This is a genomic window from Geothrix rubra, from assembly GCF_030268065.1.
GTDB classification, from domain to species: Bacteria; Acidobacteriota; Holophagae; order Holophagales; family Holophagaceae; genus Geothrix; species Geothrix rubra.
The window spans coordinates 426,975-442,717 of the sequence record NZ_BSDD01000001.1; the positions used below are offsets into that span (position 1 = coordinate 426,975).

11 protein-coding genes are annotated in these 15,743 nt (G+C 66.8%); 5 read left to right on the plus strand and 6 right to left on the minus strand.

The features are described from left to right. Nucleotides 1-56 precede the first annotated feature (56 nt). Complete coding sequence (locus QSJ33_RS01885; protein WP_285722465.1) at nt 57-1,457, plus strand: cryptochrome/photolyase family protein; 1,401 nt, start codon at nt 57-59, stop codon at nt 1,455-1,457. A 45-nt stretch (nt 1,458-1,502) separates the two neighbouring features. Here the strand turns inward: QSJ33_RS01885 and QSJ33_RS01890 are convergent, their stop codons facing one another. Genes QSJ33_RS01890 through QSJ33_RS01900 form a run of 3 tightly spaced genes read right to left on the minus strand, consistent with a single transcriptional unit; the run spans nt 1,503 to nt 4,932 of the window. After that, nucleotides 1,503-2,288, minus strand: a complete 786-nt coding sequence (locus QSJ33_RS01890; RefSeq protein WP_285722467.1) for a succinate dehydrogenase/fumarate reductase iron-sulfur subunit — start codon at nt 2,286-2,288, stop codon at nt 1,503-1,505. Between the two features lie 10 nt (nt 2,289-2,298). Then, nucleotides 2,299-4,218, minus strand: a complete 1,920-nt coding sequence (locus tag QSJ33_RS01895; protein WP_285722468.1) for a fumarate reductase/succinate dehydrogenase flavoprotein subunit — start codon at nt 4,216-4,218, stop codon at nt 2,299-2,301. A gap of 18 nt (nt 4,219-4,236) precedes the next feature. After that, on the minus strand, nt 4,237-4,932 hold the full coding sequence (locus tag QSJ33_RS01900) for a succinate dehydrogenase cytochrome b subunit (RefSeq protein WP_285722470.1): 696 nt from the start codon (nt 4,930-4,932) through the stop codon (nt 4,237-4,239). Between the two features lie 451 nt (nt 4,933-5,383). Here QSJ33_RS01900 and QSJ33_RS01905 point away from each other — a divergent pair, with 451 nt between their 5' ends. From QSJ33_RS01905 to QSJ33_RS01920, 4 genes are all read left to right on the plus strand, one after another. Further along, nucleotides 5,384-7,819 carry a sodium-translocating pyrophosphatase gene (locus QSJ33_RS01905; protein ID WP_285722472.1) on the plus strand — a complete coding sequence of 812 codons (2,436 nt, stop codon included), beginning with the start codon at nt 5,384-5,386 and terminating at the stop codon, nt 7,817-7,819. A gap of 87 nt (nt 7,820-7,906) precedes the next feature. Beyond that, entirely contained in the window at nt 7,907-10,033 is a 2,127-nt protein-coding gene (locus QSJ33_RS01910) for a S9 family peptidase (protein WP_285722474.1), read from the plus strand. A gap of 104 nt (nt 10,034-10,137) precedes the next feature. Then, nucleotides 10,138-11,706: a peptide chain release factor 3 gene (locus QSJ33_RS01915; RefSeq protein WP_285722476.1), complete on the plus strand. Its 1,569-nt coding sequence runs from the start codon at nt 10,138-10,140 to the stop codon at nt 11,704-11,706. Between the two features lie 163 nt (nt 11,707-11,869). Then, nucleotides 11,870-12,952: a serine hydrolase domain-containing protein gene (locus tag QSJ33_RS01920; protein ID WP_285722478.1), complete on the plus strand. Its 1,083-nt coding sequence runs from the start codon at nt 11,870-11,872 to the stop codon at nt 12,950-12,952. 50 nt (nt 12,953-13,002) lie between these two features. Here QSJ33_RS01920 and QSJ33_RS01925 read toward each other — a convergent pair whose 3' ends face one another. From QSJ33_RS01925 to QSJ33_RS01935, 3 genes are read right to left on the minus strand one after another with little or no spacing between them, the layout of a single operon-like run. Continuing rightward, entirely contained in the window at nt 13,003-13,959 is a 957-nt protein-coding gene (locus tag QSJ33_RS01925; protein WP_285722480.1) for an ATP-grasp fold amidoligase family protein, read from the minus strand. Further along, the gene (locus QSJ33_RS01930; RefSeq protein ID WP_285722482.1) at nt 13,953-14,573 is read right to left on the minus strand and encodes a histidine phosphatase family protein; all 621 of its coding nucleotides are present in this window, start codon (nt 14,571-14,573) and stop codon (nt 13,953-13,955) included. Before QSJ33_RS01930 ends, QSJ33_RS01925 begins: the two co-directional genes overlap by 7 nt. Continuing rightward, complete coding sequence (locus tag QSJ33_RS01935) at nt 14,570-15,631, minus strand: enolase C-terminal domain-like protein (RefSeq protein ID WP_285722484.1); 1,062 nt, start codon at nt 15,629-15,631, stop codon at nt 14,570-14,572. The genes QSJ33_RS01930 and QSJ33_RS01935 overlap by 4 nt, the downstream gene beginning before the upstream one ends. Between the last annotated feature and the right edge of the window lie 112 nt (nt 15,632-15,743).

Consider the following 15,743-nt stretch of genomic DNA (forward strand, 5'->3'; position numbering starts at 1 on the left):
GGCTCGTCCAGGTTTCCAGCCGACCGCCGGGATCGGGACCGGGCTAGCCTCGGGACATGCGCTCCATCGTCTGGTTCCGGGGCAAGGACCTCCGCGTGGCGGACCACGGGCCGCTGGCGGAGGCCGCGGCGGGCGGGGAGGTCATCCCGCTCTTCGTGCTGGACCCGTACTTCTTCGCCCCAGAGCGGGCCCGGAAGCTGCCCCACCGGATGCAGTTCCTCCTGGACGCCCTCCGCAGCCTGGAGGCGAACCTGGCCCACCTCGGGTCGCGCCTGCTGGTGGTGCCGGGGCGCAGCGTGGACGTCGTGCCGCGCCTGGCCCGCCAGTGGCAGTCGGACCAGGTCCTGGCCCACCGCTGGGTGGAGCCCTTCGGCCGGGAGCGGGACCGGCGCATCGCGGAGGCCCTGGGACGGGAGGGCACCACCTTCCGTCTCTTCGAGGGGGAGACGCTGCTGCCGCCGGGGTCGGTGCGGACGGGCCAGGGTGGCATGTTCCGCGTTTTCACCCCCTTCGGGCGTGCCTGCGCGGCCCGGCTGCCGGCGGACCCGCCGCTGGCCGCGCCCAGGGCCCTGCCACCCCTGCCTGGCGATGTGACGGCGGACACGGTGCCCGTTCCGGATCCCGCCGACCTGGGCCTGGAGGTCAATCCCCAGCTCCAGGCGGGCGGGGAGCGGGCGGGTCGGGCCCGCCTCGCCGCCTTCCTCGACGGACCGCTGGCCTGCTACGGCGGGGACCGGGACCGCATGGACCTGCCCGGCACCTCGCGCCTCAGCGCCGACCTCAAGTTCGGCACCCTCTCGGTCCGGCAGGTCTGGCAGGCCGTCCACGACCAGGGTGGCCCCGGCGCGGGTCCCTACCTGAACGAGCTGTTGTGGCGGGAGTTCAGCCACCACCTGCTCTGGGAGTGGCCGGCCCTGCTGGAGCGCCCCTTCCGCCCGGCCTTCGGAGGGTTCCCCTGGCGGGAGGATGCGGCGGATTTCGAAGCTTGGGCGGAGGGTCGCACCGGCTATCCCGTGGTGGATGCCGCCGCCCGGCAGCTCCGGGCCGAGGGGTTCGTCCACAACCGCGCCCGCATGGTGGCCGCCAGCTTCCTGGCCAAGCACCTGATGCAGGACTGGCGGCTGGGGGAGGCCCACTACCTGCGCTGGCTCACGGACGGCGACTGGGCCCAGAACAACGCCGGCTGGCAGTGGAGCGCAGGCTGCGGCTGCGATGCCCAGCCATGGTTCCGGATCTTCAACCCGGTGGCCCAGGGACAGAGGTTCGATCCGGACGGCGCCTACGTGAAGCGCTGGGTCCCGGAGCTGGCGGAGTGTCCGGCGGCCTTCCTCCATGAACCCTGGAAGGCTCCGCGCGCCCTCCGGGCCCGGCTCGACTACCCCGAACCCATCGTGGACCATGCCCTCGCGCGGGAGCGGTTCCTGGCGACAGCCAAGGCGCATCTCGCCCAGGCATGAAAAGCGCCCGGCCGGGGCCGGGCGCTTTTCGGGGAGCGGAGAACGTCAGCCGGCGCCGCCGGAGGCGATCTCGGGCCGGAAGGTGAGGCTGGACTTGATGAAATCGCGGTTCATGCGCGCGATGTTCTCCATCGTGATGCCCTTGGGGCAGGCGGCCTCGCACTCGCCGTGGTTCGTGCAGGTGCCGAACTCCTCGGAGTCCATCTGCGCCACCATGTCCCGCACGCGGCTGTAGCGCTCGGGCTGGCCCTGGGGGAGCAGGGCGAGGTGGCTGACCTTGGCGGACACGAACAGCATGGCGCTGGCGTTGGGGCAGGCGGCGACGCAGGCCCCGCAGCCGATGCAGGCGGCGGCGTCCATGGCCAGGTCCGCGTTCTGCTTGGGCACGGGAAGGGCGTTCGCATCCTGGCCGCAGCCCGTCGGGGCGCTGATGAAGCCGCCCGCGGCGATGATGCGGTCGAAGGCGCCGCGGTCCACGATGAGGTCCTTCAGCACGGGGAAGGGCTTGGCGCGCCAGGGCTCGATGGTGATGGTGTCCCCGTCGCTGAAGCTGCGCATGTGGAGCTGGCAGGTGGTGGTCCGCTCCTTGGGCCCGTGGGGGCGCCCGTTGATGACCATGCTGCAGGTGCCGCAGATGCCTTCGCGGCAGTCGTGGTCGAAGGCGATGGGGTCCTCGCCCTTGCGGATGAGGTCCTCGTTCACCACGTCCAGCATTTCGAGGAAGGACATCTCGGTGCTGATGTGCTTGGCGGGGTAGTCGACGAAGCTGCCTTCGGACTTCCCGTCCTTCTGCCGCCACACCTGGAGGGTCAGGTTCAGATGCTTTTCCATGGTTCCGTCCTCACTTGTAGCTGCGGGTGGCGAGATGGACGTTCTCGAACTTCAGCGGCTCGATGTGGCGCTTGGGGGCGTTGCCGTCGCCGGTGTACTCCCAGGCGGCCACATGGCAGAAGTTCTCGTCGTCGCGCAGGGCCTCTCCCTCCTCCGTCTGCCACTCCTCGCGGAAGTGGCCGCCGCAGGACTCGCGGCGCTCGAGGGCGTCCCGGCACATGAGCTCGCCGATCTCCAGGAAGTCGGCCACGCGGCCGGCCAGTTCGAGGGACTGGTTCAGCTCGTTGCCGCTGCCGGGCAGGGCGAGGTCCTGCCAGAACTGCTCGCGGATCTGGGGGATGACTTCGAGGGCCTTCTTCAGGCCGGCCTCGTTGCGGCCCATGCCGCAGTTCTCCCACATCACCTTGCCGAGCTCCCGGTGGAAGTGGGTCGGCGTCTGCTTCCCGCCGATGGCGAAGAGGCGGTCCACCTTGTTCTGCACGGCCGCCATGGCGTCCTTCACCGCGGGGTGGTCCTCGGTGATGCGGGTGCCCGGCTTCACCCCGGCCAGGTAGCCGCCGATGGTGTAGGGGATCACGAAGTAGCCGTCGGCCAGGCCCTGCATGAGGGCGGAGGCCCCCAGCCGGTTGGCGCCGTGGTCGGAGAAGTTGGCCTCGCCCAGCACGAAGAGCCCCGGGACGGTGCTCATCAGGTTGTAGTCCACCCACAGGCCGCCCATGGTGTAGTGGGTGGCCGGGAAGATGCGCATGGGGGTCTTGTAGGGATTCTCGTCCGTGATGCGCTCATACATCTCGAAGAGGTTTCCGTACTTCTCCTCGATCTTCTTGGCGCCCAGGCGGTTGATCGCGTCCTCGAAATCGAGGTAGACGCCCAGGCCCGTGGGTCCGACACCGCGGCCCTCGTCGCAGACCTGCTTCGCGGCGCGGCTGGAGACGTCGCGGGGGGCCAGGTTGCCGAAGGAGGGGTACTTGCGCTCAAGGTAGTAATCCCGGTCCTCTTCGGGGATCTGGCTGGGCGGCTTGCCGCAGTCCTCCTTCCTCTTGGGCACCCAGATGCGACCGTCGTTGCGCAGCGACTCGGACATGAGCGTGAGCTTGCTCTGGTGGTCACCGGTGACGGGGATGCAGGTGGGGTGGATCTGCGTGAAGCAGGGATTGGCGAAGGCCGCACCCTTCTTGTAGGCGCGCCAGATGGCGGTGCCGTTGCAGCCCTTGGCGTAGGTGGCGAGGTACATCGTGTTGCCGTAGCCGCCGGTGGCGAGGCAGACCGCGTCGGCCAGGTGGGAGCGGATCTCGCCCGTGACCATGTCGCGGGTGACGATGCCCTTGGCCACGCCATCCACCACGATCAGCTCCTGCATCTCGTGGCGGGAGTGCATCTTCACCTTGCCGAGGCCGATCTGGCGCTCGAGGGCCTGGTAGGCGCCGAGGAGGAGCTGCTGCCCCGTTTGCCCACGGGCGTAGAACGTGCGGCTCACCTGGGCGCCGCCGAAGGAGCGGTTGTCCAGAAGTCCGCCGTATTCGCGGGCGAAGGGCACGCCCTGGGAGACGCACTGGTCGATGATGTTCACGCTGACCTGGGCCAGGCGGTAGACGTTGGCTTCGCGGGCGCGGAAGTCGCCACCCTTCACCGTGTCGTAGAACAGGCGGAAGATGCTGTCGCCGTCATTGTGGTAGTTCTTCGCGGCATTGATGCCGCCCTGCGCGGCGATGGAGTGGGCCCGGCGCGGGCTGTCCTGGTAGGCAAAGCACTCCACCTCGTAGCCCAGCTCGGCCAGGGAGGCCGCTGCGGCGCCGCCGGCGAGGCCGGAGCCCACGACGAGGATCTTGTACTTGCGCTTGTTGGCGGGGTTCACCAGCTTCAGGTCGAAGCGGTGCTTGTCCCAGGATTTCTCGATGGGTCCTTCGGGGGTTCGGGCGTTCAGTTCCATGGTGGCTCTCCGTGAGGATCAGTGGATGAAGCCGGTGAGCACGGCGACGGGGTAGGAGATGTTCACCCCGACGACCAGGATGGTCAGCACGGTGGCGAAGTTGCGGCGCAGGCCGTTGTAGCGGGGATGCACCAGTCCGAGGGTCTGCGTGAAGCTCCACACGCCGTGCCACATGTGCAGGCCCAGGCAGAGCTGGGCGAGGATGTAGAAGGCCGCCACGGCGGGGACCTGGAAGCCGGTCACGAAGTTGTGGTACGCATCACCCTTGATGAAGCTGGGGTGCACGCTGCCAGTTGTGAGGTGCAGGAGGTGGAAGATGATGAAGATGCCCAGGATCACGCCGCTCCAGCGCATGGTCCGGGAGGCCCAGGTGGCCGCCTGCCGCTGCTGGGCGCGGTAGCCGACGGGGCGGGCCGCGCGGTTGGACAGCGTGAGGCTCAGCGCGGCCCAGCTGTGGAGGGCCACCGCGGTCAGCATGACGGCACGGAAGACCCAGATGCCCATGCCATGGATCATGGTGTGGAGGAATTCGGCGTAGTGGTTCATCGCCTCCGCGCCCATGTAGGAGGTGAGGTTCCCCAGCATGTGGACAGTGACGAACCCGAAGAGGACGACGCCCGTGATGGCCATGACGACCTTCCGGCCGACCGAGGAGTCCAGGAACCCGGGGCTCCGGTCCTCCGCACCGACGATGCTCTGTTCCGCGACGGACATAACTGCGCTCCTTCGATAAAGAAAGCGATTGAACATGACCCCCCGGCCGGCCTTGGGAGTGGCGGAGAGGCCCACGGCAATTGCATCCAGCTTTCCAACAGGCGCGGCATCCACGGCCATACCCGACCTAAGTATCTACACGAGGCATGGGAATCCCAAGCCAAAATCCTTCGGCGGTCGTCTAAGCGCGGGATTCCAGGACGCTGGCGGCAGGCGGCTTCCACGGGCGTGATGGCCCGGAGCCCTTCTTCCCCAGACTGACCTTACCCGGCTTTTTGGCCAATTCCACGTCCGAATCCTTGCCCGGGCTTGAAAAGGCGGGCTAGAGTAGCGTCCAACCCTGGGCTGCAACCCCTCGACGACCCCTGCGTCCCCTTCGGACCCCATGGGGCCGTCCCGTGAGCCCTCGGTTCCCCGGAACCGGCTCCCGAATCCACATGGAGGAATGCAAATGACCACGATGAAACGACTGCTCGGCGCGCTCGCCCTGCTGTCCGCCAGCTCCCCGGCCTTCGCCGGGGGCGAGGCGGAGCTGAAGATCCCCGTCCTGGGCGGACAGTTCCTGGGCATGACGGGCCACCACCTGCTGCTGTTCGGGCTGGTGATCTGTCTGCTGGGCATCGGCTTCGGCCTTGTCCAGTACTCGCAGATCCGGAACCTCCCGGTGCACAAGTCCATGCTCGAGATCTCCGAGCTGATCTACGAGACCTGCAAGACCTACCTGCTGACCCAGATCAAGTTCATCGCCATCCTCTGGGCCTTCATCGCGGTCATCATCGTCGCCTACTTCAGGTTCCTGTCCCAGACGCCCATGGGCTGGCCCCAGGTGGTCGTGATCCTGCTCTTCTCGATCATCGGCATCCTCGGGTCCGTCGCCGTGGCGTGGTTCGGCATCCGCATCAACACCTTCGCCAATTCCCGCACGGCCTTCGCCAGCCTGAAGGGCAAGCCCTACCCGACCATGGAGATCCCCCTCAAGGCGGGCATGTCCATCGGCATGCTGCTCATCTCCGTCGAGCTGGTGCTCATGCTGGCGATCCTGCTCTTCATCCCCGGCGACGCCGCGGGCCCCTGCTTCATCGGCTTCGCCATCGGCGAATCCCTGGGCGCTGCCGCCCTCCGCATCGCGGGCGGCATCTTCACCAAGATCGCCGACATCGGCTCCGACCTCATGAAGATCGTCTTCAAGATCAAGGAAGACGACGCCCGCAACCCCGGCGTCATCGCCGACTGCACCGGCGACAACGCGGGCGACTCGGTCGGCCCCACGGCCGACGGTTTCGAGACCTACGGCGTCACCGGCGTCGCGCTCATCACCTTCATCCTGCTGGCCATCAACCCGGTGACGGCCGGTCCGAAGTACCAGGACATCCAGGTGGCCCTGCTGGTCTGGATCTTCGTCATGCGCGTGGGCATGATCGTGACCTCCGCCCTCTCCTACTGGATCAACGGCCTGTGGGCGAAGGCCAAGTTCGGCGACGCCGCGAAGTTCAACTTCGAGCACCCGCTGACGTCGCTCGTGTGGCTGACCTCGATCGTCTCCATCGCCATGACCTACGTCCTGTCGAAGCTGCTCATCGGCAATCTTCCCGATGGCCTCCTCGGGGGCGGCATGTGGTGGAAGCTCTCCACCATCATCACCTGCGGCACCCTGGCCGGCGCCCTGATCCCCGAGCTGGTGAAGGTCTTCACCTCCACCAATTCCGGCCACGTCCGCGAGGTCGTCACCGCCTCCAAGGAGGGCGGCGCGTCCCTCAACATCATCTCCGGCCTCGTGGCTGGCTACTTCTCGGCCTACTGGATGGGCCTCTGCATCGTGGCCCTCATGGGCGCGGCCTATTTCGTCTCCACCTTCGGCCTCGGGACCTTCATGGCCGCCCCGGCCATCTTCGCCTTCGGCCTCGTGGCCTTCGGCTTCCTGGGCATGGGGCCCGTCACCATCGCGGTGGACTCCTACGGCCCCGTGACGGACAACGCCCAGTCGGTCTATGAGCTCTCCACCATCGAGACCATCCCCGGCATCGAGCAGGACGTCCAGAAGTCCTTCGGCTTCAAGCCCGACTTCGAGAACGCGAAGATGTACCTCGAGGAGAACGACGGCGCGGGCAACACCTTCAAGGCCACCGCCAAGCCCGTGCTCATCGGCACCGCGGTCGTGGGCGCCACCACGCTGATCTTCTCGATCATCCAGGTGCTCAACGGCAAGTTCGGGGTCGACAACGTCTTCCGGGGCCTGTCGATCATCAACCCCCTGTTCCTGCTCGGCATCATCACCGGCGGCGCCATCATCTTCTGGTTCTCCGGCGCGGCCTGCCAGGCGGTCGCCACGGGCGCCTACCGGGCCGTGGAGTTCATCAAGCAGAACATCAACCTGGACGAGGGGGCGGAGAAGGCCTCGGTCGAGGACTCCAAGAAGGTCGTGGAGATCTGCACCCAGTACGCCCAGAAGGGCATGTTCAACATCTTCCTGGCGGTCTTCTTCTCGACACTGGCCTTCGCCTGCGTGGACCACTTCTTCTTCATCGGCTACCTGATCTCCATCGCCGTCTTCGGCCTCTACCAGGCCATCTTCATGGCCAATGCCGGCGGCGCTTGGGACAACGCCAAGAAGCTCGTGGAAACCGAGCTGAAGGCCAAGGGGACCGGCCTTCACGATGCCTGCGTCGTGGGCGACACCGTGGGCGATCCCTTCAAGGACACCTCCTCGGTGGCCATGAACCCGGTCATCAAGTTCACGACCCTCTTCGGCCTCCTGGCCGTCGAGCTGGCCATCGAGCTCAACCCGGCCACCGCCCACATCGCGGCCCTGGTCTTCTTCGTCCTCTCGATGGTCTTCGTGTGGCGCTCCTTCTACGGGATGCGCATCCCCGTGATGGAAGCGAAGTAGACGCCTTCTCTTTACAAGCCGTTTGCAGCGCAGGAGGGACCCTTCGGGGTCCCTCCTCGTGTGATACCTTGGCTCGCGAGGCTCCCAATGATCCAGTTCCCTGTCCATCTCCCCCTCCTCCTGCTCGCCTGCGTGAACCTCATGGCCACCGTCCCCGCTCCAAAGCCCCCCGCTGCGCCCCGGAAGGCCCATGTGAGCCTCTGGCACGGTGAGAAGGTGGAGGACCCCTGGTTCTGGCTGCGGGAGAAGACGAATCCGGAGGTGGTGGCCTACCTGGAGGCGGAGAACGCCTACACGGAGGCCATGACCGCCGACCTCAAGCCCTTCTCGGAGGCCCTCTACCAGGAGATGCTGGGGCGCATCAAACAGACGGATCTCAGCGTGCCGGTCCGGCAGGGCGCCTTCTACTACTACTCGCGGACGGAGGAGGGCAAGCAGTACCCCATCCAGTGCCGCCGGAAGGCGGGCCCCGAGGGGAGCTACGACGGGAAGGCCGCCGAGGAGATCCTGCTCGACCAGAACGAGCTGGCCAAGGGGTTGAAGTTCCTCAGCCTCGGAGGCATGGCGGTCAGCGATGACGACCGGACCCTGCTGTTCAGCACCGATGCCACGGGCTTCCGGCAGTACAAGCTCTTCACGAAGGATCTGGCGACTGGCGCGGTGAGCGCGCCCCTGGCCGAGCGGGTGACCTCCTTCGCCTGGGCCTCGGATTCCCGCCATGTCTTCTTCGTGACGGAGGACGCGGTCACCAAGCGTTCGGACCAGCTTTGGCGCCTGGATCTCAAGGGCGGCAAGCCGGGACTGGTCTTCGCGGAGAAGGACGAGCTCTACCGGATCGGAGTCGGGCGGACCAAGGACCGGAAGTACCTCCTGCTCGAAAGCCAGTCCACGGATACCTGGGAGACCCGGTACCTGGACGCCTCCAGGCCCGAGGCCGCCTTCCAGGTGCTGCTGCCCCGGGAGAAGGGCCACAAGTACGATGTGGAGCACCGGGACGGGACCTTCTACATCCGCACCAACCGGGACGCCAAGAACTTCAGGCTGGTCACGGCCCCCGTGGCCACGCCAGATCCGAGCCACTGGACGACCTTCCTCCCCCACCGGGCGGATGTCCTGATCGAAGGGGTCGAGCCCTTCCAGGACTTCGTGGTGGTGGCCGAGAAGCGCGAGGGGCTGGCGCATTTCCGGATCCTCGACGTGAAGGCGGGCACCTGGAAGGAGGTGGCCTTCCCCGAGAGCGTCTATGCGGCCTTCCCGGGGGGGACGCCGGAATACACCTCCAGGGCCTTCCGTTTCGCCTACCAGTCCATGGTCACGCCCCCGAGCGTCTACGACTGCGACATGGCCTCCGGCAAGCAGACCCTGCTGAAGCAGACGGAAGTCCTGGGCGGCTACGACAAGTCCCGGTACGTCACCGAGCGCCTCTGGGCAACGGCCCGGGACGGCGCCAAGGTGCCGCTGTCCGTGGTGTACCGGAGGGGGGTGAAGCGGGATGGTTCCGCGCCGCTCTTCCTCTATGCCTACGGTTCCTACGGGTACGGCATGCCGGCCGCCTTCTCCATTCCCCGCCTCAGCCTGCTGGACCGGGGCATGGTCTACGTCATCGCCCACATCCGCGGCGGCAACGAGCTGGGCGAGGGCTGGCACGACGACGGCATGCTGATGAAGAAGATGAACACCTTCACGGACTTCATCGATTCCGCCGAGTTCCTGGTCAAGGGGAGGTGGACCGCCAAGGACCGCCTCGTGATCGAGGGCGGCAGTGCCGGCGGCCTGCTGATGGGGGCCGTCACCAACCTCCGGCCGGACCTCTTCAAGGCCGTCCACAGCGCCGTGCCCTTCGTGGATGTGATGAACACCATGATGGACGCCAGCCTGCCCCTGACCGTGGGCGAGTACCTCGAGTGGGGCAACCCCAACGAGAAGGCGGCCTTCGACTACATGCGGGCCTACAGCCCCTACGACAACCTGAAGCAGGGGGCCTACCCGGCCATCCTCGTCACCACCAGCTTCAACGACAGCCAGGTGATGTACTGGGAACCCGCCAAGTACGTCGCGAAGCTGCGGACCCTCAAGACCGACGGCAACCCCCTGCTGCTGAAGATCAAGATGGATCCTGCCGGCCACGGCGGCGCCTCGGGCCGCTACGACGCCCTGAGGGACAAGGCTTTCGAGACGGCGTGGATGCTCCGGCAGGTGGGTATCACAAAGTAGCCGTTCCGGCTCCAAAGGGCGCGTTCGCGCCCTTTGGAGGCAGGAAAAGCGTATTAGAATGAGAGGGCGCGGCAATCGCCGCGCCTTTCTATGTCCGGAAGCCCATGTCCCTTTCTGAAGAGATCCAGCGGCGGCGAACCTTCGCCATCATCAGCCACCCCGATGCGGGCAAGACCACGCTCACCGAGAAGCTGCTGCTCTACGGCGGCGCCATCGACCGCGCGGGCTCGGTGAAGGCCCGGGAGGGCGGGGCCGCGGCCCATTCGGACTGGATGAGCATCGAGCAGGAGCGTGGCATCAGCGTCACCAGCGCCGCCATGCAGTTCGAGTACCGGGGCCGGGCCATCAACCTGCTGGACACTCCGGGCCACCAGGACTTCAGCGAGGACACCTACCGGGCCCTCACGGCGGCCGATTCCGTGGTGATGCTGCTGGACTGCGCCAAGGGCGTAGAGGAGCAGACGAAGAAGCTCTTCCGGGTGGCCCGGGAGCGCCGGTTGCCCATCTTCACCTTCGTCAACAAGCTGGACCGTCCCGGCCGGGAACCCGTGGAGCTCATCGACGAGGTGGAGGAGCTGTTCGGCCTCCATGCCGTGCCCATGACCTGGCCCATCGGTTCGGGCCCCGATTTCAAGGGCGTCTATGTGCGGGCCACGGGCCAGATCCAGGTCTTCGAGCGGGCCAAGGCCGGCCAGAAGGCGCGGGTGGCGGGGAAGGGCGGGCTGGATGATCCGGAGATCGCGGCCCTGCTGACGCCGACCGAGCTGCAGCAGCTCAAGGACGACGTGGAGCTGATGGACCACGTCCTGCCCACCTTCGATCGGGAGGCCTTCCTGCGGGGGGAGCAGTCGCCGATGTTCTTCGGCTCCGCCGTGAACAACTTCGGTGTGGCCGAGTTCCTGGACGAGTTCCTGGACCTGGCCCCGGCGCCGGGTCCCCGGCCCCTGGCGGAGGGCGGCGAGGTGCGGGCGGACCAGCCGTTCACGGCCTTCGTGTTCAAGGTGCAGGCCAACATGAACAAGGCCCACCGGGACCGGGTGGCCTTCGCCCGCATCGTCTCCGGCCACTTCGAACGGGGCATGGAGGCCCTCCACGTGCGGGGGAAGAAGGCCATCAAGCTGAACTACCCCCACATGTTCTTCGGCCGGGAGCGGCAGATCGTGGACGAGGCCTACCCCGGGGACATCCTCGGCCTCATCAACCCCGGCCTCTTCCGCATCGGCGACGTGCTCAGCGCCGCAGGTCCGGTGGAGTTCCATGCGGTGCCGCGCTTCTCCCCAGAGCAGTTCGTCTCGGTGCGGCTGGCGGATCCGGGCGCCCGGAAGGGCTTCCTGAAGGGCCTGGACCAGATCGCAGAGGAGGGCGTGGTGCAGGTGTTCTGGCCCAAGGGCGGGGCGCCGATGCCCATCCTGGGCGCGGTGGGCCGCCTGCAGTTCGAGGTGCTCCAGCACCGCCTGAAGGACGAATACGCCTGCCCGGTGCTTCTGGAGCCCCGGGGCTTCCAGATGGCCCGCTGGCTGGAGGGCGGCTGGCCCGAGCCCAGCCGATTCTGGGGTGAGCTGGTGGAGGACGGCGAGGGTCGCCCAGCGATCCTCTTCGAGAACGACTGGCAGCGCCGGACGACGGCGGAGAAGTGCCCGGACCTCCGGTTCCTGGAGCATCCGTCGAAGTAGGAGAACCTGCCTGCTTCGGCCTCGCCGGGCGGATCCGACGTGCCGCCGGTATCATCGCCCGCGGGCCCGAGTGCAGACAAGAGGAGGGGTTGCCATGATGCCAACGGGGGGGTGGGGCCGCATCCGCATCGCGGGACGACGCTTGGGATGGCTTCTGGGGGCGTTGCCCCTGTTCGCTCAGGCCCAGGGCGCGCCCCGCGCGAGGCCGGCTCTCCTGGAGGACGGCTGGCAGCGGGAGGACCCTGCCGCTGCGGGATTCGATGAGGCGAGGCTGCGGGGAATCGTCGCGGAGATGATGAACGGCAGGACCAACTTCCATGGCGTTGTCGTCGAACGGCACGGCAGGCTGGTGGCGGAGGCCTACCGGCAGGGCAGGGACCGGACCGTGAACAGCCTCTTCTCCCACCTGAGGTCCTTCGGGCCGGAGGTGCGTCACGATGCGCGTTCGGTGGGAAAGAGCGTCATCGGCCTGCTGGTGGGGATCGCGCTGGCCCAGGGCCGGCTCAAGCGGGTGGATACACCGGTGCTCGATTTCTACCCGGAGTTCCCGGAGCTGGCCTCCCCGGAGCGGCGGGCCATCACCCTGGAGCACCTGCTCGGCATGAGCAGCGGACTGGCCTGGCACGAAGGGGGCGAGGGGCCCGACGACGAGCACAAGCTCATGTGGAAGTGGACGCCGGTCTACCATCCCCTCAGCCGTCCCATCGCGGCAGTGCCAGGTTCGGTCTTCAACTACAACAGCGGAGGAGCCCTCCTGGCTGCGGATATCCTCACACGGGCCACGGGCAGACCTTGGACGGAGTACGCCCGGACCGAACTGTTCGAGCCCCTTGGGATCACCGATGTGGAGTGGGTGGGGGACTTCCTGGGAAGACCCATGGCCTATACGGGTCTGCGGATGCGGCCCCGGGACATGGCCAAGCTTGGCCGTCTGGTCCTCGATCATGGTCGATGGCAGGGCCGCCAGATCGTGCCCTCAGCCTGGATCGACGCATCCCTGAAACCGAGGCTCCGCACGGGCTTCGATGACACGGGCTACGGGTACTTCTGGTGGACCGGCGCTGCGGCCTGGCACGGCCGCAACCTGCCCTGGGCCGCGGCCTTCGGCAATGGCGGCCAGCGCATTTTCGTCCTGCCTGAGCTGGACCTCTGCGTGGTCATCACGGCCGGCGCCTACGGCGAGCTGCCGGTGGCCCGCCAGGCCAATGTCATCTTCAGGGAAATCGTGACGTCCGTGGAGCGGTGAGGCCATTCCCGGCAACAGGCTGAGAACGGGGAACCAGCAGTCCGTCCGGGTCAGCGCTCCAGCCGCTCGGGAAGCTGGATCATTCCGCCCAACTGGGCCTGGACCTCGTCGGTGTAGCCGGTGTCGATGCAGCCGGTCGGGGTGAACGTCATCTCCCCCAGGTAGGGCTTGCCGCCGACACAGTAGAAGTCCATCCGGACGTAGGGGAACGGCTTCGACAAGGCCTCGGCGGCCTCGATCATGGTGGCGTAGGACTCGGGCTGGACGTGCCAGCGTTCCGGGTGGAGTCCGAACTTGGAGATGGCCAGCTGCTTCTGCCAATCCCGGTCGTAGTGGTCATACTGGGCGCATCCGCCGCGGACATCCCGGCCTGTGCAGACCGTGGTGAAATGCACCTTCCCATGGAAGCAATGCAGCTTGTAGTCCGACGGGAGCCTGTCCGACCCCGAATCGAGGAAGGACTCGCACAGGATGCGGGGCTGGATCCCTTCGTATTGCACCTCCCCATGGACCCTGGCGTAGTTCTGGCCCATCCACCTGTGGAGGCGCCGGAGGGCCTGGTCCGTGTCGAGCTTCCCCTTATCCAGGCAGAAGATGTTGTAGCCGGAACCATGGGTGCACTTGAGCACGAACCGATCGGGCAGGCGGGTGAAGTCGATGTCGGACACCCTCTCGTAGACACCAAGGAGATCCACGAGAAGGTGGCCGTAGCCGAGACCTTCGACGTAGGACCGCATGCCCAGCTTGTCGGCGCACTGGGTCTTCAGGGGGTGATGCCAATAGAGCATCAGCCAGATGAGCTTCTCGTCGAAGGTGACCGGCCGATCGAGCGGCAGCCTCCGTCCCATCATGCGTCGGTACCGGCTCCTGGCCGTCAGTGCCGGCGACACCTGGTAGAGAAGGGCATCGATGACCCTGAATACGGCGATGTACAACCGCTCGACGGCAGGGCTGTCCTTGATCCTCCGGAGGACACCTGGGGCCTGCTGCTCCTGTACCATCACCATGGCTCCTCCCGTTCATGACTCAGGTTGACGGCCTTCTCATCGACCAGGCAGTCGCCCGAGAATTCGAACTGGCGCAATTCCAGGTTCGCCGGGACGAGCGCCAGCGACTCGATGCAGTTCGTCCCGCGCAGCAGCCCGTGGAACAGCTGGAGGAACACCCCATGGGAAATGACGAGGACATTCCGGCCGCTGAATCGCCGGAAGAGGAAGCGGCGGAATTTCCGGGCCCGCTGCCAGAGGTCCTCGAAGGGCTCGCCCTGCTTCGGGTTCACGGTGTGCAGCTCGCCTCCCACCGGGATCATGAGCACCGGCGGATCGAGTCCCTGGACCTCGTCCCACGTGAGCCCCTCCATGATCCCGAAGCAGCGCTCGTTGCAGAGCCGGGTCTGGACAATGGGGATCCCATCGGCGGCGAAGTACTCGGCGGTCTCGCGGGCCCTCCGGAGCCTCGACGCCACGATGGCATCGTAGGGGTGGCCTCGCAGGTGGGCTGCCGCGCGGCAGGCCTCCCGTCTCCCCTGGTCGGACAGCGGCACATCGATGGTACCGGCGTACCGCCGCTCGTCGTTGTATGCCGTCCTGGCATGGCGGAGGGTGCTGATGGTCGTTCTCATCGGGCCGCCACCATGGTGGGGGTGGTCCACCGCAAGATCTCATTGAGCCGGACCACGGACGAATAGTCCGTCTCGAGCGGGCCGATCTTGATGTAGGGCACGTCCTCCATGCAGGTCAGGAGGGAGAGGAAGGTCTCCTCGGTGCTGATGGACCGGTGGGAGGTGATGGGAACCTGGCCCTTCTGCCTGGCCACGTCGATCGCCTGGCGCACGCGCGTCACCGTACCGGCCTGGTTCGGTTTGATCACGACGCCATGGCTGAGCCCCGCCTCGGCGCCCCGGGCGATGCGCTCGGGGTCGGAGGCGTAGAGGTTGTCGCCGATGATGCGGCAGTGCGTCTGGGCGGCCGTCAGCGTGCGCCAGGCGTCCAGGTCGTGCTCGTGGAACGGATCCTCCAGGTGGATCAGGTCGTAGTCCCGGATCAGGCTCTTCCAGTATTCGCAGAAGGACTCGCCCGTGCGGGCCGACCCATCGGTGAGGGGGAACCGGTAGCGCTCGTTGTGCCACAGGTCGGACGCGGAGGCATCGATCATCAGGTCGAACTCTCCAGCCAGTCCCAGGTGCTCGCGGACGGAAAGCAGGAACTCGAGGACGGACCGGTTGTCCGGGATCGGGAAGGTGTGCACGGGGTTCCCCGAGACCACCTGGGTGTCCAGGGATCGGAGCCTTTCCTTCACCACCTGCTGGATCGCCCGATGGGCGTCCAGGACGCGTTCGACATTCTTGCCGACAGCCACGAGCATGAACTCGCTGAAATCGCTGAGCACCGGGTTGGTGTAGGCATGCCACCCGCCGTTCAGGATGTTCAGGCAGAGCCTGGGGGCCTGCAGGAGGCCCGGCTTCCGGCCGAACAGCTCGAAAGGGGAACGCTGGGTCCCGGTTGCCGCGAAGAAGGCCAGGGACAGGCCGAAGGTGTGGTTGCTTCCGAACTGGTCGAGGTGGTCCTGCAGGTAGGCATCGAACCCCATTTGATCGATGGGTCGGCCGAGGCACCCGTCCCTTTCGATCTGGTCGAGGATGGACACAGGGCTGATGAGCCGGTTCTGGTCCTCGAACACGCTGATGGTTTCTCCCCTGGGGGAGGCGCCGCGGCCCCGGAATCCGCCTTCGAGTTCGACCTGGAATTCGGTGGTGAACTCGGCGTGGGAATTCAGGATCCTGAGATGATCA